Annotated in this window: 22 protein-coding genes and 3 tRNA genes; 9 read left to right on the top strand and 16 right to left on the bottom strand. The window is 62.0% G+C overall.

Features of this window, described 5'->3' with window-relative positions; all coding sequences use genetic code 11:
- Positions 1–9 precede the first annotated feature (9 nt).
- From tolA to ACIP02_RS03715, 12 genes are all read right to left on the bottom strand, one after another.
- Positions 10–1,119: a cell envelope integrity protein TolA gene (tolA, locus tag ACIP02_RS03770; RefSeq protein WP_400613384.1), complete on the bottom strand. Its 1,110-nt coding sequence runs from the start codon at positions 1,117–1,119 to the stop codon at positions 10–12.
- The gene (gene tolR, locus ACIP02_RS03765) at positions 1,119–1,571 is read right to left on the bottom strand and encodes a protein TolR (RefSeq protein ID WP_008090221.1); all 453 of its coding nucleotides are present in this window, start codon (positions 1,569–1,571) and stop codon (positions 1,119–1,121) included. Before tolR ends, tolA begins: the two co-directional genes overlap by 1 nt.
- Before the next feature lie 14 nt (positions 1,572–1,585).
- Positions 1,586–2,281, bottom strand: coding sequence for a protein TolQ (gene tolQ, locus ACIP02_RS03760; RefSeq protein WP_010952367.1), 696 nt, complete (start codon positions 2,279–2,281; stop codon positions 1,586–1,588).
- 2 nt (positions 2,282–2,283) lie between these two features.
- A complete protein-coding gene (gene ybgC / locus ACIP02_RS03755) occupies positions 2,284–2,736 on the bottom strand; it encodes a tol-pal system-associated acyl-CoA thioesterase (protein WP_400613380.1) in 453 nt (150 codons plus the stop codon).
- 125 nt (positions 2,737–2,861) lie between these two features.
- Entirely contained in the window at positions 2,862–3,908 is a 1,047-nt protein-coding gene (gene ruvB / locus ACIP02_RS03750) for a Holliday junction branch migration DNA helicase RuvB (protein WP_400613377.1), read from the bottom strand.
- Positions 3,905–4,522, bottom strand: a complete 618-nt coding sequence (ruvA, locus tag ACIP02_RS03745; protein ID WP_110743812.1) for a Holliday junction branch migration protein RuvA — start codon at positions 4,520–4,522, stop codon at positions 3,905–3,907. The genes ruvB and ruvA overlap by 4 nt, the downstream gene beginning before the upstream one ends.
- 109 nt (positions 4,523–4,631) lie before the next feature.
- Positions 4,632–5,156, bottom strand: coding sequence for a crossover junction endodeoxyribonuclease RuvC (ruvC, locus tag ACIP02_RS03740; protein ID WP_012273769.1), 525 nt, complete (start codon positions 5,154–5,156; stop codon positions 4,632–4,634).
- Positions 5,157–5,296: 140 nt separating this feature from the next.
- Complete coding sequence (locus tag ACIP02_RS03735; protein ID WP_400613373.1) at positions 5,297–6,043, bottom strand: YebC/PmpR family DNA-binding transcriptional regulator; 747 nt, start codon at positions 6,041–6,043, stop codon at positions 5,297–5,299.
- Between the two features lie 113 nt (positions 6,044–6,156).
- Entirely contained in the window at positions 6,157–7,932 is a 1,776-nt protein-coding gene (gene aspS / locus ACIP02_RS03730) for an aspartate--tRNA ligase (protein WP_400613370.1), read from the bottom strand.
- Positions 7,933–8,025: 93 nt separating this feature from the next.
- Positions 8,026–8,247, bottom strand: a complete 222-nt coding sequence (locus tag ACIP02_RS03725) for an FmdB family zinc ribbon protein (RefSeq protein WP_027919960.1) — start codon at positions 8,245–8,247, stop codon at positions 8,026–8,028.
- A 92-nt stretch (positions 8,248–8,339) separates the two neighbouring features.
- Positions 8,340–8,669, bottom strand: coding sequence for a ribbon-helix-helix domain-containing protein (locus ACIP02_RS03720; protein WP_400613368.1), 330 nt, complete (start codon positions 8,667–8,669; stop codon positions 8,340–8,342).
- Positions 8,670–8,925: 256 nt separating this feature from the next.
- Positions 8,926–9,399 (bottom strand): Dps family protein, encoded by a 474-nt coding sequence (locus ACIP02_RS03715; RefSeq protein ID WP_028690591.1) that lies wholly within the window; start codon positions 9,397–9,399, stop codon positions 8,926–8,928.
- Positions 9,400–9,680: 281 nt separating this feature from the next.
- Here ACIP02_RS03715 and ACIP02_RS03710 point away from each other — a divergent pair, with 281 nt between their 5' ends.
- Positions 9,681–10,274: a cold shock domain-containing protein membrane protein gene (locus tag ACIP02_RS03710; protein ID WP_201204515.1), complete on the top strand. Its 594-nt coding sequence runs from the start codon at positions 9,681–9,683 to the stop codon at positions 10,272–10,274.
- A 351-nt stretch (positions 10,275–10,625) separates the two neighbouring features.
- On the opposite strand, the gene ACIP02_RS03705 is transcribed toward ACIP02_RS03710, so the two are convergent.
- Together ACIP02_RS03705 and ACIP02_RS03700 are read right to left on the bottom strand one after the other, a co-directional pair.
- Positions 10,626–10,832: a SlyX family protein gene (locus ACIP02_RS03705; RefSeq protein ID WP_400613364.1), complete on the bottom strand. Its 207-nt coding sequence runs from the start codon at positions 10,830–10,832 to the stop codon at positions 10,626–10,628.
- 1 nt (position 10,833) lies between these two features.
- Positions 10,834–11,253 (bottom strand): HIT family protein, encoded by a 420-nt coding sequence (locus ACIP02_RS03700; protein WP_400613362.1) that lies wholly within the window; start codon positions 11,251–11,253, stop codon positions 10,834–10,836.
- A 692-nt stretch (positions 11,254–11,945) separates the two neighbouring features.
- On the opposite strand from ACIP02_RS03700, the gene ACIP02_RS03695 reads away from it, so the two are divergent.
- From ACIP02_RS03695 to ACIP02_RS03685, 3 genes are all read left to right on the top strand, one after another.
- Complete coding sequence (locus ACIP02_RS03695) at positions 11,946–13,229, top strand: OprD family porin (RefSeq protein WP_400613360.1); 1,284 nt, start codon at positions 11,946–11,948, stop codon at positions 13,227–13,229.
- A 160-nt stretch (positions 13,230–13,389) separates the two neighbouring features.
- Positions 13,390–15,105, top strand: a complete 1,716-nt coding sequence (locus ACIP02_RS03690; protein ID WP_400613357.1) for a proline--tRNA ligase — start codon at positions 13,390–13,392, stop codon at positions 15,103–15,105.
- 20 nt (positions 15,106–15,125) lie between these two features.
- Positions 15,126–16,079 (top strand): hypothetical protein, encoded by a 954-nt coding sequence (locus ACIP02_RS03685; RefSeq protein WP_400613355.1) that lies wholly within the window; start codon positions 15,126–15,128, stop codon positions 16,077–16,079.
- A 165-nt stretch (positions 16,080–16,244) separates the two neighbouring features.
- On the opposite strand, the gene dinB is transcribed toward ACIP02_RS03685, so the two are convergent.
- A complete protein-coding gene (gene dinB / locus ACIP02_RS03680) occupies positions 16,245–17,303 on the bottom strand; it encodes a DNA polymerase IV (protein WP_400614137.1) in 1,059 nt (352 codons plus the stop codon).
- 221 nt (positions 17,304–17,524) lie between these two features.
- Between dinB and ACIP02_RS03675 the strand changes: the two genes are divergently transcribed.
- The 5 genes from ACIP02_RS03675 to ACIP02_RS03655 all read left to right on the top strand — a co-directional run bounded on the left by ACIP02_RS03675 (position 17,525) and on the right by ACIP02_RS03655 (position 22,219).
- Positions 17,525–17,601: transfer RNA gene (locus ACIP02_RS03675), tRNA-Met, on the top strand.
- A gap of 134 nt (positions 17,602–17,735) precedes the next feature.
- Positions 17,736–17,812, top strand: a tRNA-Met gene (locus tag ACIP02_RS03670).
- Between the two features lie 133 nt (positions 17,813–17,945).
- A tRNA-Met gene (locus ACIP02_RS03665) sits at positions 17,946–18,022 on the top strand.
- A gap of 262 nt (positions 18,023–18,284) precedes the next feature.
- The gene (mprF, locus tag ACIP02_RS03660) at positions 18,285–20,927 is read left to right on the top strand and encodes a bifunctional lysylphosphatidylglycerol flippase/synthetase MprF (protein WP_400613353.1); all 2,643 of its coding nucleotides are present in this window, start codon (positions 18,285–18,287) and stop codon (positions 20,925–20,927) included.
- Positions 20,927–22,219, top strand: coding sequence for a virulence factor family protein (locus ACIP02_RS03655; RefSeq protein ID WP_400613351.1), 1,293 nt, complete (start codon positions 20,927–20,929; stop codon positions 22,217–22,219). Before mprF ends, ACIP02_RS03655 begins: the two co-directional genes overlap by 1 nt.
- Positions 22,220–22,433: 214 nt before the next feature.
- Here the strand turns inward: ACIP02_RS03655 and ACIP02_RS03650 are convergent, their stop codons facing one another.
- Entirely contained in the window at positions 22,434–24,344 is a 1,911-nt protein-coding gene (locus ACIP02_RS03650) for a potassium transporter Kup (RefSeq protein WP_400613349.1), read from the bottom strand.
- Between the last annotated feature and the right edge of the window lie 56 nt (positions 24,345–24,400).

Here is a 24,400-nt window from a genome sequence, read left to right as displayed (position 1 = left end):
GACGTTTAATCACAACGCTAGATCCTCAGGGGTAAATGTCATCTTGAACGAACGATAACGGTTGAAATCGCTCGGCTTCATACCCTGCATTTCGGTCAAACGACCAATGTTCTTGACCGCAGCCACCGCCGAACTGTCGTACGGGCCGTCACCACTGGACCGGGCCACGCTGACACTGGTAATGGTGCCGTCCGGCAACATGTTGACCTGCAGGGTCACCGTCATGCCCTTGCGCGCGGAAGGTGGGCGCGCCCAGCCCTCGGCTGCGCGAATGCGGATCAGGTCGTCGAAGTCGCCGGCCACCTGGTCCCCTTGCTCGTCAGCCAGCGCCTGCTGCCGCTCGGTGGTGTCAGACAACAGCTCGGCCAGGGCCTGGGCTTTCTTGTCTTCTGCCGCCTTGCGGGCCGCTTCCTGTGCTTTCTTCTTCTGGGCGTCTGCAGCGGCCTTTTTCTTGGCCTCTTCAGCTGCCTTCTTCTTCGCATCCTCGGCCGCCGCTTTCTTCTTGGCGTCCTCGGCTGCTTTCTTCTTCGCCTCTTCGGCTGCCTTTTTCTTGGCATCCTCGGCGGCTTGTTTCTTCGCCTCTTCAGCGGCCTCTTTCTTGGCCTCTTCTTCGGCTTTTTTCTTGGCTTCTTCCTCGGCCTTTTTCTTGGCGATGTCAGCCTGCTGCTTCTCGGCGGCTTTCTTCGCCTCTTCGGCCTTCTTGGCTTCGGCGGTTTTCTTGGCCTCGGCGGCTTCGGCAACCTTGGCAGCGTCCTCGGCTTTTTTCGCTTCGGCGGCTTCGCGGGCCTCTTCGGCCTTTTGAGCGGCGTCGGCTTTCTTTTGTTCCGCAGCCTTCACGGCTTCCTGCTCGACCTTCTTCTGCTCCAGCTGCTCGACTTCGGTCTGGCGCGAGGCGGTTTTCTTCGCTTCCCCGGCAATCTTCTGATTGGTCTGGGTAGTCGCCTGGCTCTTGGACTTGAGCTGGTACAGGGTAGCCTGAACAATCGGCTTGGATGGCGGCAGCTCAGGCGTCATGGCAAAACTGACGAACAGCAGGGCGAACACCAGCACATGCAGGCCGATGGCCCAGACACTGGGCCAGAAGTAGCTTTCCGAGGCGGATGGCTCTCGCTGTTGCATCAGGGCGCCTCGGTAATCAGGCCAACGTTACCGACACCGGCCTTCTGCAACCCGCCCATGGCGCCCATGACGGCGCCGTAGTCGACAGCCTTGTCGCCCCGGATGAACACCTGGGTCTGCTTGCCCTGGTCACGGCCGGCGGCAATGATCTTGGTCACTGCGCTGGTCATGTCGGGCAAGGTCATGGCCTTGTCCATCTGCTTGTCGGTATCGACTTCGCTGCCGAGGTTCCAGTAGTAGGTTTTATCGGCCTTGATGGAAATGGTGAGGATCTGGACGTTGTTGTCCTGCGGCAAGGCTTCGCTGGAAACCTTGGGCAGGTCGACCTTCACACCCTGGTTGAGCATGGGCGCCGTCACCATGAAGATGACCAGCAGCACCAGCATCACGTCGATGTAGGGAACCACGTTCATCTCGGCGACGGGCTTGCGTTTGTGGCGAACTCGGGCCATGGGCTTCTACCTGATTACTCTTCGCTGGTGTGCACTTTGCGGTGCAGGATCGCCTGGAACTCGTCGGCGAAGGTGTAGTAACGGCCGATCAGCACTTCGCTGCGCGCGGCGAAACGGTTGTAGGCAATAACGGCCGGGATAGCCGCGAACAGGCCGATGGCGGTGGCGATCAGCGCTTCGGCAATACCTGGAGCAACCGTGGCCAGGGTGGCCTGTTGGGCGCTGGCCAGGCCGCGGAAGGAGTTCATGATGCCCCACACGGTACCGAACAGGCCGATGTACGGGCTGGTCGAACCGACGGTGGCCAGGAACGGCAGGCTCTGCTCGAGCTTTTCTTCCTCGCGCGAAATGGCCACGCGCATGGCACGGCCAACCCCTTCCATGACCGCGTCCGGGTCAACACCCGGCTGCTGGCGCAGGCGCGAGAATTCCTTGAAACCGGCGCGGAATACCTGCTCGACACCGGAATCCGGGTCAGGGTTGCTGCCTGCCTGACGGTACAGCTTGGACAGGTCGATGCCCGACCAGAAGCGCTCCTCGAAGGCATCCAGCGCACGACGACCGGCGCGCAGCATGGTGCTGCGCTGGAAGATCATGATCCATGAAGTGACCGAGGCGGCCACCAGGGTCAGCATTACCAGCTGAACTACCACGCTGGCATTGCTGACCAGACTCCACATGGAGGTATGGTCGACGACGTTAGCTTCCACGCTTATTCTCCTGCGTTCGATTGATTACCCGAGCCGTCCGCCGCAAAGGCGTCGCGCAGCTGGGGGGGTATGGCTCGGGGTTTGAAAGTGTCGGCACGCACTGCGGCCACCAGGAACTGCCCTTCGCAGAGCAGCGTTTCATCCTTTTCCCGCCAGACCTGCTGCACAAAACGCAGGCTGGCGCGATTGAGTTCAAGTACTTGCGCGGTGACTCGCAGTTCGTCGTCCAGCCGCGCCGGCGCGTAATAGCGCGCTTCGCTGGAATGGACCACGAACAGCAGGTTGTCTTCGGCCAGCAACGACTGGGAAAACCCCAGGTGCCGCAGGCGTTCGGTGCGCGCGCGCTCCATGAATTTCAGGTAATTGACGTAATACACCACGCCACCGGCATCGGTATCTTCGTAATAGACGCGACAACGGTGTGCGAACGGTTCCAGGCCATTTTGCGCGCGCATACTCTAGTGCTTACTCCTCAGCTTGCCAATCCGCTGTGGCAACTGTTTTTTGTTCATTAATGTCTTATTGCCAGCGCACCTTCGGCATGCCAGCGCTAGGACCACGAAAAGTCGCTTTTGATCTGTCATTCATCGGCCGGCTCGGAAAAATCGCCCCCCTCCCCCAGGCGCCCGGGAATATTCAGGCCGAAGTGCAGGTAGGCATGTCGGGTGACTACACGGCCACGTGGCGTACGCATGATGTAACCCTGCTGGATCAGGTACGGCTCCAGCACGTCCTCGATGGTGTGGCGCTCTTCGCTGATGGCTGCTGCCAGGTTGTCGACGCCCACCGGGCCACCGTCGAACTTCTCGATCATGGTCAGCAGCAGGCGGCGGTCGGAATGGTCAAAGCCGCGCGCGTCGACGTCCAGCAGGTTCAGCGCCATGTCGGCCACGGCCTTGGTGATGTGGCCCTTGCCACGCACCTCGGCATAGTCGCGCACGCGGCGCAGCAGGCGGTTGGCGATACGTGGCGTACCGCGGGCGCGACGGGCGATCTCGTAGGCGCCCTGGTCTTCGATGGCCAGGCCAAGGATGTTGGCCGAGCGGCTGACGATGGTGGACAGGTCCTTGTCGCTGTAGAACTCCAGGCGCTGGACGATACCGAAGCGGTCACGCAATGGGTTGGTGAGCATGCCGGCGCGGGTGGTCGCCCCTACCAGGGTGAACGGTGGCAGGTCGAGCTTGATCGAACGGGCCGCAGGGCCTTCGCCGATCATGATGTCGAGCTGGAAGTCTTCCATGGCCGGGTACAGCACCTCTTCGACGACCGGCGACAGCCGGTGGATTTCGTCGATGAACAGCACGTCGTGCGGTTCGAGGTTGGTCAACATGGCCGCGAGGTCGCCCGGGCGCTCGAGGATAGGCCCCGAGGTGCTCTTTACCGACACGCCCATTTCATGGGCGATGATGTTGGCCAGGGTGGTCTTGCCCAGGCCTGGCGGGCCGAAGATCAGGGTGTGGTCGAGCGACTCGCTACGGCCACGGGCGGCCTGGATGAACAGCGCCATCTGTTCGCGCACCACTGGCTGGCCGATGTATTCGTCCAGGCTCAGCGGGCGGATTGCACGGTCCTGGACTTCTTCACGGTCGCGGCCACTGGCGGCGATCAGGCGGTCGGCTTCGATCACTTGGTAATCATCCCTTTCAGGCTGCGGCGGATCAGTTCTTCACTGCTCAGGCCGGCCTTGTCCTTGATCGCGGCGATGGCCTTGCTCGCCTCCTGCGGCTTGTAGCCCAGCGAGACCAGGGCGCTGACCGCATCGGCCTCGGCGCTGGACTCGCTGGCGACCGGCAACGGCCCGTCGGACACCAGGGTAAACATGGCCGGGGAGGTTTCCCAGGCCTTGAAGCGGTCCTTGAGCTCGACCAGCAGGCGTTCGGCGGTCTTTTTACCGACGCCGGGCACGCGCACCAGCGCTGAGGTGTCCTGGGCCTGCACGCAGCGCACCAGCTCGTCCACTTCCAGCCCGGACATCAGCGCCAGGGCCAGCTTCGGCCCTACGCCGTTCAGGCGGATCAGCTCGCGGAACAGTTCGCGCTCGCGTTTTTCGGCAAAACCGTAGAGCAGGTGGGCGTCTTCGCGCACCACCAGGTGGGTGTGCACGGTAACGGTTTCGCCCACTTTGGGGAGACGGTACAGCGTGGTCATGGGAACTTCCAGTTCGTAGCCCACGCCGTTGACGTCGATAATCAGGTGCGGCGGCTGTTTCTCCGCCAGGGTGCCGCGCAAACGTCCAATCACGTTCCGATCCTTCCTCTCGGGGAGCCGGTCAAAGACCGCTCAACCCTATCAGCAAATGCAGCGGGTGAATGCTTCACCCGGACAAATTTTGTATCTGCGCATGAAGCGCTCAAAGACGCAAGCGCCCACCGCGCCGCCGCGCCGTGGCCAGGCCATGCGGCACCAGGCTGGAACGGGTATGGGCGTGGCACAGGGCAATCGCCAGGGCGTCGGAGGCGTCGATCTGCGGCTTTTGCGTCAGTTTCAACAGGTGCATGACCATCATCATCACCTGCTCCTTGTTGGCCCCACCGGTGCCGGCCACGGCCTGCTTGACCTGGGTAGCGCTGTATTCGGCGATTTCCAGGCCAGCCTCGGCAGCGGCGACAATAGCCGCGCCGCGGGCCTGGCCTAGTTTTAGCGCCGAGTCGGCGTTGCGGGCCATGAACACCCGCTCGATGCCCATGGTCACCGGGCCATGCTGGGCGATGATTTCACTGACACCACGAAAAACGATCTGCAGCCGCTCGTGCAACTCGCCGCTGCCGGTGCGGATACAGCCCGACGCCACGTACTCGCAACCACGGGCGGTCTGGCGGACAACGCCATAGCCGGTGATGCGCGAGCCGGGGTCGATACCTAGAATCAGAGTCATAGTGCCTGTTTGTTCAAAATGTACCGGCCTATTCGCGGGCAAGCCCGCTCCCACAGAGACCGCACCAAACCTGTACCTGATGCAATACCTGTGGGAGCGGGCTTGCCCGCGAATAGGCCCTCAAGACCAAAAACTCAACCTTAGCCGAGGTTTTCCATGATCTCATCGGAAATCTGGGCATTGGAGTAGACGTTCTGCACGTCATCCAGGTCTTCGAGCATGTCGATCAGCTTGAGCACCTTTTCGGCACCGTCCTGGTCGAGTTCCGCGCTGGTGGTCGGCTGCATGACGATTTCCGCGTCAGCGGCCTTGAAGCCGGCCTCTTCCAGGGCGTTACGCACGGCATAAAAGCTGTTGAACGAAGTGAATACCTCGAACGAACCGTCGTCGTTGGCCACCACGTCGTCGGCATCGGCCTCCATCGCCGCTTCCATCAACGCGTCTTCGTCCACACCCGGAGCAAAGCTGATCTGCCCCTTGCGTTCGAACAGGTAAGCCACCGAGCCGTCGGTCCCGAGGTTGCCGCCACACTTGGTGAAGGCATGACGCACGGCGGCGGCGGTACGGTTGCGGTTGTCGGTCATGGTTTCGACCATGATCGCCACGCCGCCCGGGCCGTAACCTTCGTAGCTGAGCTCTTCGACGTTGTCGCTCTCGTTGGTGCCAGCACCACGGGCCACGGCGCGGTCGATGATGTCGCGGCTCATGTTGGCGCCCAGGGCCTTGTCCAGCGCCAGGCGCAGGCGTGGGTTGGATGCCGGGTCAGGGCCGCCCTGCTTGGCAGCGACCGTCAGTTCGCGGATCCACTTGGTGAAGACCTTGCCTCTCTTGGCATCCTGGCGCTCTTTGCGGTGCTTGATGTTCGCCCACTTGGAATGACCAGCCATAACGACTCCGAATTCTTTGAATCACAAACAGCCCCGCCCCATGACGGGGCGGGACGGGAAAATGCCTGCGCCGAAACGCAAAGGCGCATCCATGTGGATGCGCCCGGGACTGCTTATTCGACCTTGGTCTGTTCGCGCAGTCGGATGTGCAGCTCGCGCAGGGCCTTGGCGTCGACCAGGCCAGGGGCCTGGGTCATGACACACGCAGCGCTCTGGGTTTTCGGGAAGGCAATCACTTCACGAATCGACTGGGCGCCGGTCATCAGCATGACCAGGCGGTCCAGGCCGAAGGCCAGGCCACCGTGAGGCGGTGCACCGAACTTCAGGGCGTCGAGCAGGAAGCCGAATTTCTCTTCCTGTTCTTCTGCTTCGATACCCAGCAGGCGGAACACGGCCTGCTGCATCTCTTTGCGATGGATACGGATCGAACCGCCACCCAGCTCGGTACCGTTCAGGACCATGTCGTAGGCACGCGACAGCGCGGTGGCCGGGTTGGCCTCGAGCTCTTCCGGGGTGCACTTCGGCGCGGTGAACGGGTGGTGCAGCGCAGTGAAGCTGCCGTCTTCGTTCTCTTCGAACATCGGGAAGTCGACGACCCACATCGGCGCCCACTCGCAGGTCAGCAGCTCGAAGTCGTGGCCCAGGCGGATACGCAGCGCGCCCAGCGCTTCGCTGACCACCTTGAACTTGTCGGCACCGAAGAACACGATGTCGCCGTCTACGGCGCCAACGCGGTCGAGGATGTTGTTGAGGTTGGCCTCAGGGATGTTCTTGACGATCGGCGACTGCAGGCCTTCGACGCCCTTGGCGCGCTCGTTGACCTTGATGTAGGCCAGGCCCTTGGCACCGTAGATGCCAACGAACTTGGTGTACTCGTCGATCTTGCTGCGCGGCATGCTGGCGCCGCCTGGCAGGCGCAGGGCGGTCACGCGGCACTTCGGATCATTGGCCGGGCCGGCGAATACCTTGAAGTCGACATCTTTCAACTGGTCGGCAACATCAACCAGTTCCAGCGGGTTACGCAGGTCTGGCTTGTCGGAACCGTAGCGGCGCATGGCTTCTTCGAAGGTCATGTGCGGGAATTCGCCGAATTCCAGGTCGAGCACTTCCTTGAACAGCTTGCGGATCATGCTTTCGGTCAGGCCCATGATCTCGCTTTCATCGAGGAAGCTGGTCTCGATGTCGATCTGGGTGAATTCCGGCTGGCGGTCGGCCCGCAGGTCTTCGTCACGGAAGCACTTGGCGATCTGGTAGTAACGGTCGAAGCCGGCGACCATCAGCAGCTGCTTGAACAGCTGCGGCGACTGCGGCAGGGCGAAGAAGCTACCGGCGTGGGTACGGCTAGGTACCAGGTAGTCGCGCGCGCCTTCCGGGGTAGCACGGGTGAGGATCGGGGTTTCGACGTCGAGGAAGCCGTTTTCGTCGAGGAAGCGACGGATGCTGCTGGTAATGCGCGAACGCAGGCGCAGCTTGTCGGCCATTTCCGGGCGACGCAGGTCGATGAAGCGGTAGCGCAGGCGGGTTTCCTCGCCGACGTCGGAGTATTCGTTCAGCGGGAACGGCGGGGTTTCCGCTTCGTTGAGCACGGTCAGCTGGTAGCCGAGAATCTCGATGGCGCCGGAGGCCATGTTGGCGTTGACTGCACCTTCCGGGCGCTTGCGGACCTTGCCGGTAAGCTGCACGACGTACTCGCTGCGCACGCGGTCGGCGGCGGCGAAGGTTTCGGCGCGATCCGGGTCGAACACGACCTGGGCCATGCCTTCGCGGTCACGGATGTCGAGGAAGATCACCCCGCCGTGGTCGCGGCGACGATGGACCCAGCCGCAAAGGGTGACTTCCTGGCCGTCCAGGCTCTCGTTCAGTTGGCCGCAATAATGGCTGCGCATCATGATGGTGGTTTCGCTTCTCGTGATTCGTGTATTCGGTGGAGGCCTTGGCCGCCCGGAGGGCTAATACTGCAAGACCCGGTCACAGCATTCAACTCAGTCGGCCTTGTCGCCGCCTGCCAGATTCTTTTTTGCCCCGGTCTTGAAGTCGGTTTCGTACCAACCGTTACCGCTCAGGCGGAAGCCTGGCACCGACAGCAGCTTCTTCAGCGCTGGCGCCTGACAGGCCGGGCAATCGGTCAGCGGCGCGGCGCTGATCTTCTGCAGCGCTTCCATACGGTGATCGCAGGATGCACATTGATAGTCATAAAGGGGCATGGGTGTCTCTCGTCAACCATAACGCTGGCTGCCGGGGCAGCAAAAAGCGGGATTATATATGGTTAGCAAGCACTGCGCAGCCTGCCAGGCGATCAGCGCACACTTGGCGGGTCTTGCAGCCACGCCACGCAGATCACCCGGATCAGCCCGCTGAAATTGCGCACCCCGCCCTGGCGCAGGTGGACCTCGCGGTCGACATAGGACAATACCGCACTGACCGAACAGCGGTTGGCGGCGGCGATGCGCTCGAGGATGCCCCAGTAGACGGCCTCCAGGCGCAGACAGGTAGAAAAGCCGTTGAGCCGTACCGAGCGCGACACCGGCTGGGTCTGCAGCATGTCGAAATCCGCCCTGAACGGGTCGATGCACTGCTTTCCCGGCCAACGCCCCTGGCCAATTACACGCTTGCTCGCTTGCATCATGCGCCACACTTCCTCGTCACAGGTACCAGGTGGCCTATGAAGCGCTGATGGGCGAGCTTAAAGCAGCGGCAAAATGTTCCTGCACAAAATACATAAGGCCTCCACAGAACCTGTGGGAGCGGCCTTGTGTCGCGATGGGCTGCGCAGCAGCCCCGGCACTCTTTGCGGAGACTGCAATCTTGGGGCTGCTGTGCAGCCCATCGCGACGCAAGGCCGCTCCCACAAGGATCTGTGCAGGCCGGACGGACCTGTGAACTCAATTGCCGTCGAGCAGCACCCGCAGCATCCACGCGGTCTTCTCGTGCACCTGCATGCGTTGGGTCAGCAGGTCGGCGGTCGGCTCGTCACTGACCTTGTCCACCACCGGGAATATGCTGCGTGCGGTGCGCACCACGGCTTCCTGGCCCTGCACCAACTGGCGGATCATCTCTTCGGCAGGTGGCACGCCTTCCTCCTCCTTGATCGACGAGTGCCGTGCATAGAATGCATACGACCCCGGCGCCGGGAAGCCCAGCGCGCGGATGCGCTCGGCGATCGAGTCGACCGCCAGCGCCAGTTCGTTGTACTGCTCTTCGAACATCAGGTGCAGGGTACGGAACGACGGGCCGGTGACGTTCCAGTGAAAGTTATGGGTTTTCAGATACAGCACGTAGGTATCCGACAACAGGCGGGACAGCCCATCGACGATGGACTTGCGATCTTCTTCACTGATACCGATATCGATTGCCATGAAGTTCCCCTTTCCATAAGGCTTGAGACTCAAGCGGGCGCCGACCACTGTAGCAACACTTGGCGCCTGGCGCATGTGACATGGCGCAACACTTCGCCCGCCGGGCGGCCTGCGGTTTGAGTAGCCTGCGGCTTTACTGTTAAATAGGCACGGTGCCACCCGTGCGGACTGTCATTGCCGGGTGCATAGGCTGGCCTGCCACGTGTTCGCGCTTTACACCTCATGCGCACCGTGCTGCCAGCTCTTCCTGTGATCGGCCTTATCAACTGTGAGCCAACCCCATGTTCAAGATCGTCCATCTGGTGACGGGCGTGGCAGCTTTGCTGCTATCGCTCATGCCCAGCCTGAAAACCGATGCAACACCCTTCCTGCAGCAACCCGACGCGGTCTACCTGGCCCTGCTCGGCCTGCTTAACCTGGTCCTGGCCCCGGTCGTGCCCCTGTATTACCGCGGTGCACGCCAGCAACTGCAACACTTGGCCTGCGCCTTGTTGGTGGTCGCCGTGGTGCTGCAGACCCTCACCCTGCTGGCCCGCCCGGAAATGGGCAACCTGGCTGCCCTGGTCTGCGCCACGCTGGCCGTGGCCCTGCACCTGGCCGTGGGCTTTGCCCGCAGCCCGCGCAAGGCACGCAACAGCCAACATACGGTGCAAGATGGCGGCAATCGCGATACGGGTACCGTCAAATGGTTCAACACGTCGAAAGGCTTTGGCTTCATTTCCCGTGACTCGGGTGATGACATCTTCGTGCACTTTCGCGCCATTCGTGGCGAAGGCCACCGCATTCTGGTTGAAGGGCAGCGCGTGGAATTTTCGGTGATGCACCGTGACAAGGGCCTACAGGCTGAAGACGTGGTGGCCGTTACCCGCCGCTGAGAGACGTTCGCCGTGCCTTTAGCATCGCCTATGCGATCGAGCGCCGCCCGCGCGGCGCTTCGCGGCACAAGGCCGCTCCCACATCTGTTTCGGGCCAGTTACTCCTGTGAGATCTCCTGCGCCTGCCTTGTTTGTTCCATTCGATATCGGCTGCGCCTCTGCTCTTCATCAAACGCCAGCCATACACCCAGGGTGCGCGCGCCACAGGCACAGGAATAATTGGCCCGAAACAGATGTGGGAGCGGCCTTGTGCCGCGAAGCGCCGCGCGGGCGGCGCTCGATCTCACAGACACTCAACATTTCAAGGCAAGCCCACCTCAGGCTTTACCGCTTAACTGACTGGCTTCGGGATCAATAATGCGGCGGCGGCGCCTCTTCCCCTTCGCTGCCGTACTGGCCGACCATCTCTTCATAGCGTTTGATCAGCTCGGCCACCTGCATTTGCAGGCGTTCGATCACCCGCCCCTGCTCGACAACCACATCGTTCAACGCCTGAATGGTGTCATCCTGAAACGCCTGACGGGTTTCCAGCTCAACCATACGCATTTCCAGCGACATTTCAGGCCTCCTGGTAACCGGCAAGCTGCAGCCCGCGCAGACGCTCGCGCACGGCCTGCAACTGGTCATCGGTATAAGCCACTGCCGGGCACTTGCCCCACACCGGTGCAGGCCAGGCAGCGTCGTCGCGCTGGCGCACGATCACATGCATGTGCAGTTGGCTGACCACGTTGCCCAGCGTTGCCACGTTCATTTTATCCGCGCCGTAACTGGCCTTCAGCGCTTGCGCCAACTGGGTGGTTTCCTGCCACAGCTGCTGCTGTTCTGCCGCATCCAGATCGAACAGCTCACTGACGTCGGGGCGCTTGGGCACCAGGATGAACCATGGGTAGTTGGCATCCTTGCTCAGCAGCAGCTGGCACAGCGCAAATTCCCCCAGCACCAGGGAATCCTGCTGCAAACGCGAATCGAGGACGAACACGGCATATCTCCTTAAGGCAAAAGCAACCCGCTTCAAGCGGTGAACAGGCCTGCAAGGATACCTTGCACATTCCCGGTAACACAGCGCTACTTTTCGCACCAAAATGAGGCCGATTACTCACACCCACCCCGCTTGCCACACCACAAACGAGTCTGCATGAACAAGTTGCGGTAACACATTGACTTTACTGACAGCTTTTTAAACTTTAATGATTCTCGACTCCAACATGCCAGCAAGGTGGCTTCGCCCAGTATTTACGGCACTTTCCGACCCTCGGTAGCAGGTTTTGTGAAAATTTCATGAAGTGTTGCGAATTTTGAGCACGCTTGTTGCATTCCCTTCACGCCAAGTCGGCACGACATCTGCAGTACCAGGTGTACGCGACAAATAACAACAGCGGCATTGGTTACCAGGGAGTTTCTTCAACCGGAACCACGCGTTACAGGTTCGTTACGGTGACAGGAACAGCGCTGGGGTTATACGACCCTTAAACCGGGGGCGTGATTTGCGACATGGAACTACCTAAAAGCGACATGGTGAAAAAGTTCCGAAAAGAGTGTTTATCGCCATATCGCCAACAACAGTCAGCGTGCTATACCTTTTCGCCGACATAACAAGAAAGAGCTGCCCCATATAACTAAAACACTTGGACGCAGCGGTACTCTTCCTAAAAACCAAAGGAGCAAATCACGATGCGCGTGATGAAGTGGAGCATGATCGCCCTGGCCGTTGCGGCAGGGACCTCGCAGTTGGCAATGGCCTCGGCACAAGACGAGTCCAAAGGTTTCGTTGAAGACAGCAAGCTGAACGTCAAGACCCGCATGCTGTATTTCAGCCGTGACTTCCGCAATAACGAGCCTGGCACTCAGAGCCGTGTTGAGGAAACCGGCCTCGGCTTCCTTGGCACCTTCGAATCGGGCTTCACCCAGGGCACCGTGGGCTTTGGCGTAGACGCCATCGGCATGCTCGGCATCAAACTGGACAGCGGCCGCGGCCGTGCCGGCACGGGCCTGTTCCCGGAAGGCTCCGACGGTCGTTCGCAAGATGACTACTCGGAAGCTGGCGGCGCTGTAAAAATGCGCATTTCCAACACCGTACTGAAGTGGGGCGACCAGTTCACCGCACTGCCAGTGCTGGCCACCGACGACAGCCGACTGCTGCCGGAAGTTGCTGAAGGTGGCTTGATCACCAGCAACGAGATCGATGGCCTGACCCTGCACGCCGGTCACTTCACCGCGCTGAATGCCCAGGCTCAAACCTACCACGACAGCCTGAACCTGACTGAGGCCAACGTCTTCGGTGGCACCTACGCCTTTACCGATAACCTTAGCACCAGCGTTTACTACTCGCACATCGAAGATCACTTCCGCAAGTGGTACGGCAACATCAACTGGGCACTGCCGATCAGCGACAAGCAAGGCCTGGTGTTCGACTTCAACATCTATGATACCAAGTCGATCGGCAACAACCTGACAGGTGCATTCGTCAGCAAGTCCGACGGCAGCAACGACCTGGACAACATTGCAGCCAGCCTGTCGGCCGCCTACAACATCGGCGCCCACACCTTCACCCTGGCTTACCAGAAAGTCAGCGGCGACGGCGACTACGCCTACGGCGTGGACGGTGGCGGCACGGTCTTCCTGGCCAACTCCGTGGCCCGTTCCGACTTCAACGCCGAAGACGAAAAATCCTGGCAGGCACGTTACGACCTGAACTTTGCCGAGTTCGGTGTACCTGGCCTGACCTTCATGACCCGCTACGTGCGCGGTACCGGTGCAACCACCCGCACCACCGACGACGGTAAGGAATGGGAACGCGACATCGACGTCAAGTACGTGATGCAGAGCGGCCCTGCCAAGGACCTGAGCTTCCGCGTACGTCAGGCCACCTACCGTTCGGGCGATGGCGTGTACTACGGCTCCCCATCGATCGACGAACTGCGCCTGATCGTGGAATACCCGCTGAGCATCCTGTAAGCCTGGCTTGCAGTGCCCCCCACCTGAAAAAGCCCGGCGATCACGCCGGGCTTTTTCTTGGCTGACAAGTGTCACGCCCTGGGGCATCCTGTACGCCTTCGTTTCACCCCCGTACAATGCGGGGCTATTTCAACGTCTTAGGCAATCGACACGGCTAACCATGCGCACCAGTCAATATTTGCTCGCCACCCAGAAAGAAACCCCTGCTGACGCAGTGGTCATCAGCCACCAGCTCATGCTGCGTGCCGGCATGATCCGCAAACTGGCCTCCGGCCTGTACACCTGGCTGCCGATGGGCCTGCGGGTAATGCGCAAGGTCGAAGCCGTGGTGCGCGAGGAAATGAACGCCGCCGGCGCCCTGGAAGTGCTGATGCCAAGCATCCAGCCTGCCGAGCTGTGGCAGGAATCCGGTCGCTGGGAACAGTACGGCCCGGAACTGCTGCGCCTGAAGGACCGCCACCAGCGCGACTTCTGTGTTGGCCCGACCCACGAAGAAGTGATCACCGACCTGGCCCGTAACGAGCTGTCCAGCTATAAACAGCTGCCGCTCAACCTGTACCAGATCCAGACCAAGTTCCGTGACGAAATCCGCCCGCGCTTCGGCTTGATGCGTGGCCGCGAGTTCATCATGAAGGACGCCTACTCGTTCCATGCCGACCAGGCTTCCCTGCAGGAAACCTACGACCGCATGCACCAGGCGTACAGCAACGTGTTCACCCGCCTGGGCCTGGACTTCCGCCCAGTGCAAGCCGACACCGGCTCGATCGGTGGCAGCTACTCGCACGAATTCCACGTACTGGCCGAGTCCGGCGAAGACGACGTGATCTTCAGCGACAGCTCCGACTACGCCGCCAACATCGAGAAGGCCGAGGCCATCCCGCGTGAAACCGTGCGCCCTGCCCCTACCGAGGAGCTGCGCCTGGTTGACACCCCGGAAGCCAAGACCATCGCCCAACTGGTGGAAAACCACGGCCTGGCGATCGAAAAGACCGTCAAAACCCTGATCGTGCGTGGCGCCGAAGAGGGCAAGCTGATTGCCCTGGTGGTACGTGGCGACCACGAACTGAACGAAATCAAGGCCACCAAGCTAGAACAGGTCGCCGAGCCACTGGTCATGGCCACCGAAGCCGAACTGCGTGACGCCATTGGCGCCGGCGCCGGCTCGCTCGGCCCGCTGAACCTGCCGCTGGAAGTGGTGATCGACCGTTCGGTTGCCCTGATGAGCGACTTCGCCATCGGCGCCAACATCGACGACAAGCACTACTTCGGCGTCAACTGGGAGCGCGACCTGCCCGTACCACAGGTTGCCGACCTGCGTAACGTGGTAGAAGGCGACCCGAGCCCGGACGGCCAGGGCACCCTGGTAATCAAGCGCGGCATCGAAGTTGGCCATATCTTCCAGCTGGGCACCAAGTACAGCGAGGCACTGAAATGCCAGGTACTGGGTGAGAACGGCAAGCCGGTGGTGCTGTCGATGGGTTGCTACGGTATCGGTGTATCTCGCGTGGTCGCTGCTGCCATCGAACAGAGCTACGACGACAAAGGCATCATCTGGAACGACGCCCTGGCACCGTTCCAGATCGCCCTGGTACCACTGCGCTACGAAACCGAGGTGGTGCGCGAGGCGACTGACAAGTTGTACGCCGAACTGACCGCCGCCGGCTTCGAAGTCCTGCTGGACGACCGCGACAAGAAGACCAGCCCAGGCATCAAGTTTGCCGACATGGAGCTGATTGGCATCCCGCACCGCATCGTGGTCAGCGATCGCGGCCTGGCCGACGGCAACCTGGAGTACAAGCACCGCACCGAGCAGGACGCCCAGGCGTTGCCGCTCAATGAAGTGCTGACCTTCCTGCAGGCCCGCGTTCGCCGCTGATAACCAATGCACGAGTGATCATGTACAAGCGAAGTACCTTTACCCTGGGGGGCGCCGCACTGTGCGGCGCCCTGCTCGTCAGCGGCTGCGCCAACCAGATGTCCCAGCGCAGCGACCATGAGGAGCGCGTCGAGCGCAAACTGCTCGAGCACACCCTGCAGATCGATGTCGGCGAGCCGAAGGTGATGGAGCTTCCGCAGCGACGTGTGCGCGTGCATGAGCAGAAGCGCTTCGAAGTCACCGAGTTCGAAGTCACTCGGCGCTATGACCGCTACACGCCTTACCAGCCCTGGCGGGAGATCTACGAGATCCCGCTGGGTGCAGTGGCCGTGGTGGCGGGCGTTGGCGCCAACGTGGTCAACGTCTTCGCCTTGGGCAACCTGCCGCAAAGCATCACCCACGATTGGCTGATCTACGGCGTGGACGGGCTCAACCCGTTCATGAACGTGGCATCCAATGGCCGTGCCCAGCAGAACCTGGCCGGCATCAGTGAGGTGCAGAAAGGCCAGCGCGAGGAATCCACCAGCTTGCCCTGGAGCGAACGACTGGTCGAGGTCAAGGCTGGAAAGATGAACCATGAGTTGACCACCGATCGTAACGGCGTACTGCGCCTGAACCTGCTCGACAGCCCGTTTTCCGAGCAGAACCTCAACCACGTCGGCACCCTGCACCTGCAGGTGCTCGACGAGGACAACGCGGTACGTGGCGATGCCAGCCTGCTGGTCAGCGCCACCCTGCGCAACAAGCTGCTCGAAGCCCATGAGCTGATTTTCGATGACCTTGAAGATGACGATGTCGGCCAATGGGTACACCGGGTGAAGCGCCTGTCCGAGCTGGGCCTTGAAGAGGAAGCCAGCGAAATGGAACAGAGCCTGATCGAACTGACCCGCAACGACCCGGAGCTGCAACAGGAGTTTCTGCAGTCGCTGACCAAGGCCACAGGGCGGTTGGTGGCTGATCCGGGGGTGCAATAACACGCTCGCAGGCTGCCGCGATCCCTTGTAGGAGCGGCCTTGCGTCGCGATGGGCTGCAAAGCAGCCCCGGCAATTCATGCATTAAAGCTGAAATCCTGGGGCTGCTTTGCAGCCCATCGCGACGCAAGGCCGCTCCTACAGGGGACCGCGTAAAGCTGCTTTCTTTATTCAGGCGTGAACAACTCCAGCTGTTCATGCGCCCCACGCAAGTCTCGCAACCTCACCCCCACCCCCAGCAAGCGCACCGGCTTGCCACCCCGGGCGAACGCCTGCCCCAGCAACTGCCGATAACTTTCCAGGTCCCTGCCCGCCCCCGCCTGTTCCAGGGTGGTCTGGCTGAAGTCATGGAACTTGACCTTGACGAACGGCTTGTCCGGCCGGTAACTGCTGTCCATACGGGCGATGCGTTCGTTCAGGTTCTCCAGCAGCTCCGGCAAGCGCGCCAGGCAACTGGCCAGGTCCGGCAAGTCAGTGTCATAGGTGTTTTCCACACTGACCGACTGGCGGCGGCTGTCGTTGTGCACCGCGCGCTCGTCAATACCCCGCGCCAGCCCCCACAAGCGCTCGCCAAAACTGCCGAACTCGCGCACCAGCGCCAGGCGTGACCAGTCACGCAACTCCAGGCAGGTCTCGATACCCAGCCGGGTGAGTTTTTCCGCTGTGACCTTGCCGACGCCATGCAGCCTGGCCACCGGCAAGGCGGCAACGAACGCTTCCACTTCGCCTGGGGTAATCACGAAAAGCCCATTGGGCTTGCGCCAGTCGCTGGCGATCTTGGCCAAAAACTTGTTTGGCGCCACCCCCGCCGACACGGTGATATGCAGGGTGCGGGCAACACGCCGGCGAATATCCTCGGCGATGCGTGTAGCACTGCCCGAATACCACTGGCTGTCGCTTACATCCAGGTAGGCCTCGTCCAGCGACAGCGGTTCGATCAGCTCGGTGTAGTCGCGAAAGATCGTGTGGATTTCCCGCGAGGCCTCTCGGTAAGCCTCGAAACGCGGCTTGACGATCAACAGGTCTGGGCACAGTTTCAGCGCATGTCGCGACGACATGGCCGAACGCACGCCATAGGCACGCGCCTCATAGTTGCAGGTGGCAATCACTCCACGGTGCTCAGGCGAGCCGCCCACCGCCATCGGCCGACCAGCCAAGCGCGGGTCGTCACGCATCTCGATCGCGGCGTAGAAGCAATCGCAGTCGACGTGGATGATCTTGCGCAAGGACATGGATGACCGTCAGCACTGTAAATTCATACAGATAGTACCGCATGCACCCGGCCCTTAAACAGCTTGCCGCCATCGCCACGCGATAATCGGCCTGAAAGCCCCGTAGCGCCTGAGCTGCGAACCGTTGCGACACGCTAAGGGTTTGAACAAAAAAGGTTTTTCCAAAACAATTGCTTGACAACAGCACGCAAATCCGTAGAATTCGATCTCACAGGCGCGGGATGGAGCAGCCTGGTAGCTCGTCGGGCTCATAACCCGAAGGTCGTCGGTTCAAATCCGGCTCCCGCAACCAGATTCGAGAAAAGGCCACTGTTAACGCAGTGGCCTTTTTCTTTGCGCCTCAAAAAGTAATCGCGAGAAAGTGTCGATAAATCAAAGACTAGCGCTTGACACCTATTCGATTAACTGTAGAATGCGCCCCACAGACGCGGGATGGAGCAGTCTGGTAGCTCGTCGGGCTCATAACCCGAAGGTCGTCGGTTCAAATCCGGCTCCCGCAACCAGCTTTAAGAAAAGGCCACTGTTAACACAGTGGCCTTTTTGTTTGCCTGCAGAAAAGCGTTGCGGGAAAACTTCAGTAATTCAACACATACAGCTTGACACCCTACCGCCAAGCTGTAGAATGCGCACCTCTGACGCGGGATGGAGCAGCCTGGTAGCTCGTCGGGCTCATAACCCGAAGGTCGTCGGTTCAAATCCGGCTCCCGCAACCATATTCGTCAGAACAAACCCCGCCTGTGTAACAGCAGCGCGGGGTTTGTTGTTTCTACCCTCCCCGCTTTTCGTCGCCTCGAATTCCACCGCCCTCAAGCTAACCCTCAGGCTTGAGAGGTCTTGCCCTGCATGAACTATCTTTAACCCTGCCGGACGACTGAAAGTCACGTTGCCCGGAGTAATATCCGGATACGTTTTCCAAAGGGACTTTCACTTGGCCGCACCTTTCCTTCACCTCGCGCTGCACGCACGGGGCATTTCATGACTTCGCACAATCCCGAACCTCCGGTGCCGCTCGCCTCGGCGCTGCCCGGTGCTGTGCAGCGCCTGCCCTTGCTCGAACGCCTCAGCCGCTACCGCCAGCCTATCGGCTTGGCCGTGACCCTGTTGCTGTTCACCATGGCCCTGATTGCCTGCCGCCACCTGCTGAGCGAGCTGGACATCTATGCCTTGCACGACGCCATGCTCAGTGTCCCGGTGCAGTCGTTGCTGGGCGCCCTGCTGGCGACAGTGGCCGGTTTCGTGGTCCTGCTGGGCTACGAGTGGTCAGCCAGCCGCTATGCCGGGGTCAAGCTGCCGGCAAGCAGCCTGGTATTAGGCGGTTTCAGCGCCTTTGCCATTGGCAATGCCATTGGCCTGTCGATGCTCTCGGGCGGCTCGGTGCGCTACCGCTTGTATGCACGCAAGGGGCTGGGTGCTGGCGAAGTGGCGCGCATGACCGTTTTTGCCAGCCTGTCGCTGGGCTGCGCACTGCCGCCCCTGGCCGCCTTGGCAACCTTGAGCAACCTGCCGGCTGCCTCGAGCGCACTGGGTTTGGCGCCAGGCTTGCTGGCGGGCGTCGCCAGCGCCGTGCTGGTGGCCTCTGCCCTGCTGGTTATCGGCTTGTACCGTCGGCGCCTGGCCGAGCAACCACTGGCCAACAACCTGCTCGTGCAACTGGGGCGGCGCACCCTGCGCCTGCCGGATGCACGGCTGGCCGCCCTGCAACTGCTGATCACTGCGCTGGACGTGGCGGCAGCCGCTACCGTGCTGTACCTGCTGCTGCCCGAAGCACCGCCTTTCGGCGCGTTCGTGCTGGTGTACCTACTGGCCTTGGCCGCGGGTGTGCTCAGCCACGTACCGGGCGGCGTCGGGGTGTTCGAAGCAATATTGCTGGCAGCCTTCGCCGACCAGCTCGGTGCCGCGCCACTGGCCGCCGCCCTGCTGCTGTACCGGCTGATCTATGTGGTACTGCCACTGCTGTTGGCCTGCGTGTTGCTGTTGGCCAACGAGGCCCGGCGCCTGCTGTTCGCGCAACAGGCCATCAAGGCGGCCTCGGGGCTGGCCGCCCCCATCCTGTCGATCCTGGTGTTCCTCTCCGGCGTGGTACTGCTGTTCTCCGGCGCCACACCTGAAATCGACACACGCCTGGAACACATGGGTTTCCTGGTGCCCCACCGGCTGATCGATGCCTCGCACTTCGGCGCCAGCCTGATCGGCGTGCTGTGTCTGCTGCTGGCCCAAGGCCTGCGTCGGCGCCTGTCGGCCGCCTGGCTGCTGACCACCGTGCTGTTGCTGGTCGGCGCCTTGTTGTCGCTGCTCAAGGGTTTTGACTGGGAAGAGGCCAGCCTGCTGACCTTTACCGCCACCCTGCTCGCCCTGTTCCGCCGCTCGTTCTACCGCCCCAGCCGGCTGATGGAGCTGCCGTTTTCGCCCGTATTCCTGGTGGCCAGCGCCTGTGTGGTCGGCGCATCGGTATGGCTGCTGCTGTTTGCCTACCAGGATGTGCCATACAGCCATCAGCTGTGGTGGCAGTTCACCCTCGATGCCGACGCCCCACGCGGCCTGCGCGCCGCCATGGGCAGCGCCTTGTTGCTGGCGGCCCTGGCGCTGACCTGGCTGCTGCGCACCGCCCCGCCGGTCATCCACCTGCCCGACGCAGAAGAGCTGCAACGGGCCAACCGCATTCTGCTAGCCTCCGACCAGCCTGATGGCGGCCTGGCGCTGACCGGCGACAAGGCGTTGCTGTTCCACCCGCGGGACAATGCCTTCCTCATGTATGCCCGGCGCGGTCGCAGCCTGGTGGCGCTGTACGACCCGATCGGCCCTGCCCAGGAACGCGCCGAGATGATCTGGCAGTTCCGCGACCTGTGCGACCTGCACCACGCGCGGCCGGTGTTTTACCAGGTGCGAGCGGAGAATCTGCCGTTCTACATGGACATCGGCCTGACCGCGCTGAAGCTGGGCGAAGAAGCCCGGGTCGACTTGCGCCGCTTCGACCTCGAAGCCAAGGGTAAGGAGATGAAAGACCTGCGCTACACCTGGAACCGCGGTGGGCGCGATGGCCTGAGCCTGGAGATTCACGAGCCCGGCCACGCCCCAATGGTAGAACTGAAGGAAATTTCCGACGCCTGGCTCGGTGGCAAGAACGTACGCGAGAAAGGCTTCTCGCTGGGACGCTTCAGCCCGGACTACCTGCAGCACTTCCGGATTGCCCTGATCCGCTTCCAGGGCCGCCCGGTGGCCTTCGCCAACTTGCTGGAAACCCATGGCAACGAACTGGCCAGCCTTGACCTGATGCGCGCACACCCCGAGGCACCCAAGCTGACCATGGAATTCATGATGATTGGCCTGATCCTGCACTACAAAAACCATGACTACGGGCGCTTCAGCCTGGGCATGGTACCGCTTTCCGGCCTGCAGCCGAGGCGCGGCGCCCCTCTGACCCAGCGCCTGGGCTCGATGGTGTTCCGCCGTGGCGAGCAGCTTTACAACTTCCAGGGGCTGCGGCGCTTCAAGGACAAGTTCCAGCCGGACTGGGAACCCCGTTACATGGCCGTGCCCGCCGGGCTTGACCCGCTGGTGGCACTGGCCGACACCGCCGCCCTTATTGCTGGTGGCCTGACTGGATTGGTGAAACGTTGATGACCCGTCGCTATTGGCTGTACCTGCTGGTTCCCCTGTTGCTGGCTGCCCTGGGTGGCGCGCTGGCCTTCTGGCTGTGGACGCGCCCGGCCCCCGAGGCGCGCCTGGAGCAACTGAGCCTCAATGACACCAGCATCACCCGCGTAACCCCTGGCGTGCACCCCAAGGTCCGCGTGGCCATCGGTGTACCTCAAGACCAGGCACTGAGCGACAAGCAACTGCTGGACCTGGCCCAGGCCGGTGAAGCACAACTGGTGCAGGTGATCCTGCCGCCCAACGATTGCAGCAAGCAGCAACAGGCGATGGACCAGGCCCTGACACAACTGCCGGAAAAACCCAACCTGGTCGCTGGTATCGGCCCTGGTGCGGCCCAGGCCTGGCGCTGGCTGGCCGAGCAGAACGATGACAAGGCCCGGGCGATTTCCGTGGACTTCACCGTCGAGCAACCTGGCTGTCAGGCGCCGCTGCCCAAGTCGGCTGCCCATGGCCACTGGAACGTCGCCTGGAACGACAACCCGGATGACGCCAGTGCCGCGTTTGTGCGCGACCAGGCCAATGCCGAAACCAGCATCAGTGACTACGACATCCACCTGCCGCAAGTGCTCAAGGCTCAGTTGACCCAGGCCCTGGTTGGCCACGACGGCAACGCGCTGGCGATCCCGGTGGTTGAAGTGCCGGCCGGGCAGACCACCGACACCGTTACCCTGTTCCTTTCCGGTGATGGCGGCTGGCGCGACCTGGATCGCGACGTCGCCGGGGAAATGGCCAAGCTGGGCTACCCGGTGGTGGGCATCGACACCCTGCGCTACTACTGGCAGCACAAGACCCCGGAGCAAAGCGCCGCCGACCTGTCCGAGCTGATGCAGCATTACCGGCAGAAATGGGGGACCAAGCGCTTTGTACTGGCGGGTTACTCGTTCGGCGCCGACGTGCTGCCGGCCATCTACAACCGCCTGCCGGCCGAGGATCAGCAGCGTATCGACGCGGTGATGCTGCTGGCTTTTGCCCGCAGCGGCAGCTTCGAGATCGAAGTCGAAGGCTGGCTGGGCAAGGAAGGCCAGGAAGCGCCAACCGGGCCGGAAATGGCCAAGCTGCCTGCCGCCAAGGTGGTGTGCGTGTATGGCATCGAAGAAACCGACGAAAGCGGTTGTACCGACGGGACGGCCGTGGGCGAACGCATGAAGCTGCCAGGCGGCCACCACTTCGATGAGAACTACCCGGCGCTGGCCAAGCGCCTGATCGGCGAGATCGAGACACGCCAGGGCAAGTCGAATGTGGCTGAGCAGAACTGACGTCTACCCCTTACAGCCCTGACGCGGACCGTGTAGGAGCGGCCTTGCGTCGCGATGGGCTGCGCAGCAGCCCCTGGATTTGCGCACAAATGCACAAGTTGCCGGGGCTGCTGCGCAGCCCATCGCGACGCAAGGCCGCTCCTACAGGTTCTGTGCATGCCTTGAAGGTGATGCAGGCCAGCTGGGAGTGCGGCCTTGAGGCCTACATTACCCCTCAGATCTCGACCTGGGTCCCCAGCTCGATCACCCGGTTCAGCGGTAGGTTGAAGAAACGCAAGTTACCGTTGGCATTCTTCAGCAGGAATGCAAACAGGTTGCCACGCCAGCGCGACATCCCCTCCAGCCTTGAAGCAATCACCGTCTCACGGCTGAGGAAGTAGGTGGTGCGCATCGGGGTGAAATCCAGGCCGTCCAGGTGGCACAACTTCAACGCCGCGGGCACGTCCGGTTCGTCCATGAAACCAAAGTGCAACAGCACGCGGAAGAAGCCGTCACCATAGGCCTCTACCTCGAAGCGCTCCTGCTCAGGCACCCGCGGCCGGTCTTCACTGACCACGGTCAACAACACCACCTGGCTGTGCAGCACCTGGTTATGCAGCATGTTGTGCAACAGCGCATGCGGTACGGCATCGGAGCGCGCGGTCAGGAACACCGCCGTGCCTTCGACCCGGTGCGGTGGCTGAATGCGGATGCTGCTAATAAACAGCGGCAATGGCAGCGCACCTTCATCAATACGTTCGACCAGGATCTGCTTGCCGCGCTTCCAGGTACTCATCAACAGGAACAGCACACCACCCGCCAACACCGGGAAGGCGCCGCCCTGCACGATTTTCGGCACGTTGGCGGCAAAAAACAGCCCATCCACGAACAGGAAGCCCACCAGAATCGGCACCGCCAGCACGGGCGGCCACTTCCACAACAGCAGCATCACCGCCGATACCAGAACAGTGGTCATCAGCATGGTGCCAGTCACCGCCACGCCGTAGGCCGCCGCCAGGGCACCGGACGACTCGAAGCCGATCACCAGCAACACCACCCCCACCATCAACGTCCAGTTCACCGCACCGATGTAGATCTGCCCCTGCTCGTCGCTGGAGGTGTGCTGGATCTGCATGCGCGGGATATAGCCCAGCTGAATGGCCTGGCGGGTCAGGGAGAAGGCCCCGGATATCACTGCCTGCGAGGCGATCACCGTGGCCATGGTGGCCAGCCCGACCAACGGCAACAGCGCCCAGCCCGGCGCCAGCAGGTAGAACGGGTTACGTGCCGCGTCCGGGTTCTGCAGCAGCAGCGCCCCTTGGCCAAAGTAGTTGAGCACCAGCGCCGGCAGCACCAGGATGAACCAGGCCCGGGCGATCGGCTTGCGGCCGAAGTGGCCCATGTCGGCGTACAGCGCCTCGGCACCGGTCAGCGCCAGCACCACCGCGCCAAGAATGGCTACGCCCATGCCCGGGTGAACCACAAAGAAGTTCACCGCCCAGCCCGGGTTGAAGGCCTTGAGCACCTCCGGGCTTTGCGAGATGCCGTGCACGCCGAGCGCGCCCAACACCACGAACCAGGTGACCATGATCGGGCCGAACAGCTTGCCGATCTTCTCGGTACCGTGCTTTTGCACCAAAAACAGCGCCACCAGCACCACCAGCGAAATCGGCACCACCCAGTGGTCGATACCATCGAAGGCCAGGCCCATGCCCTCCACCGCCGACAGCACCGACACCGCCGGGGTGATCATGCTGTCGCCATAGAACAGCGAAGCGCCGACCAGGCCACAGATCACCATCAGCGTACGCAACCGCGGATAGGCCGCCGTGGCCCGCCGCGCCAGCGCGGTCAGCGCCATGGTGCCGCCCTCGCCCTGGTTGTCGGCGCGCAGGATGAACATCACGTACTTGAACGACACTACCCACAGCAACGACCACAGGATCAGCGACAGGATCCCCAGCACGCCATCATGGTTGACCGGCACCCCGTAGCCGCCGGTGAAGACTTCCTTGAGGGTATACAACGGGCTGGTGCCGATATCGCCATAAACCACCCCGACCGCCGCCACGAGCAGGCCCAGCGACCGCGCCGCGCCCTGCTTCCCCTCGTGCCCGCCCTCAGCGTGACTGCTTGCCTGAACCATCGACCACTCCCGCAGACGGCCATTTAGGCCAGTAGAATTCCCACCTGCGCCAGATT

This window comes from Pseudomonas sp. NPDC089408 (assembly GCF_044749445.1).
Lineage (GTDB): Bacteria > Pseudomonadota > Gammaproteobacteria > Pseudomonadales > Pseudomonadaceae > Aquipseudomonas.
This window is presented reverse-complemented; position numbering and strand designations above follow the sequence as displayed.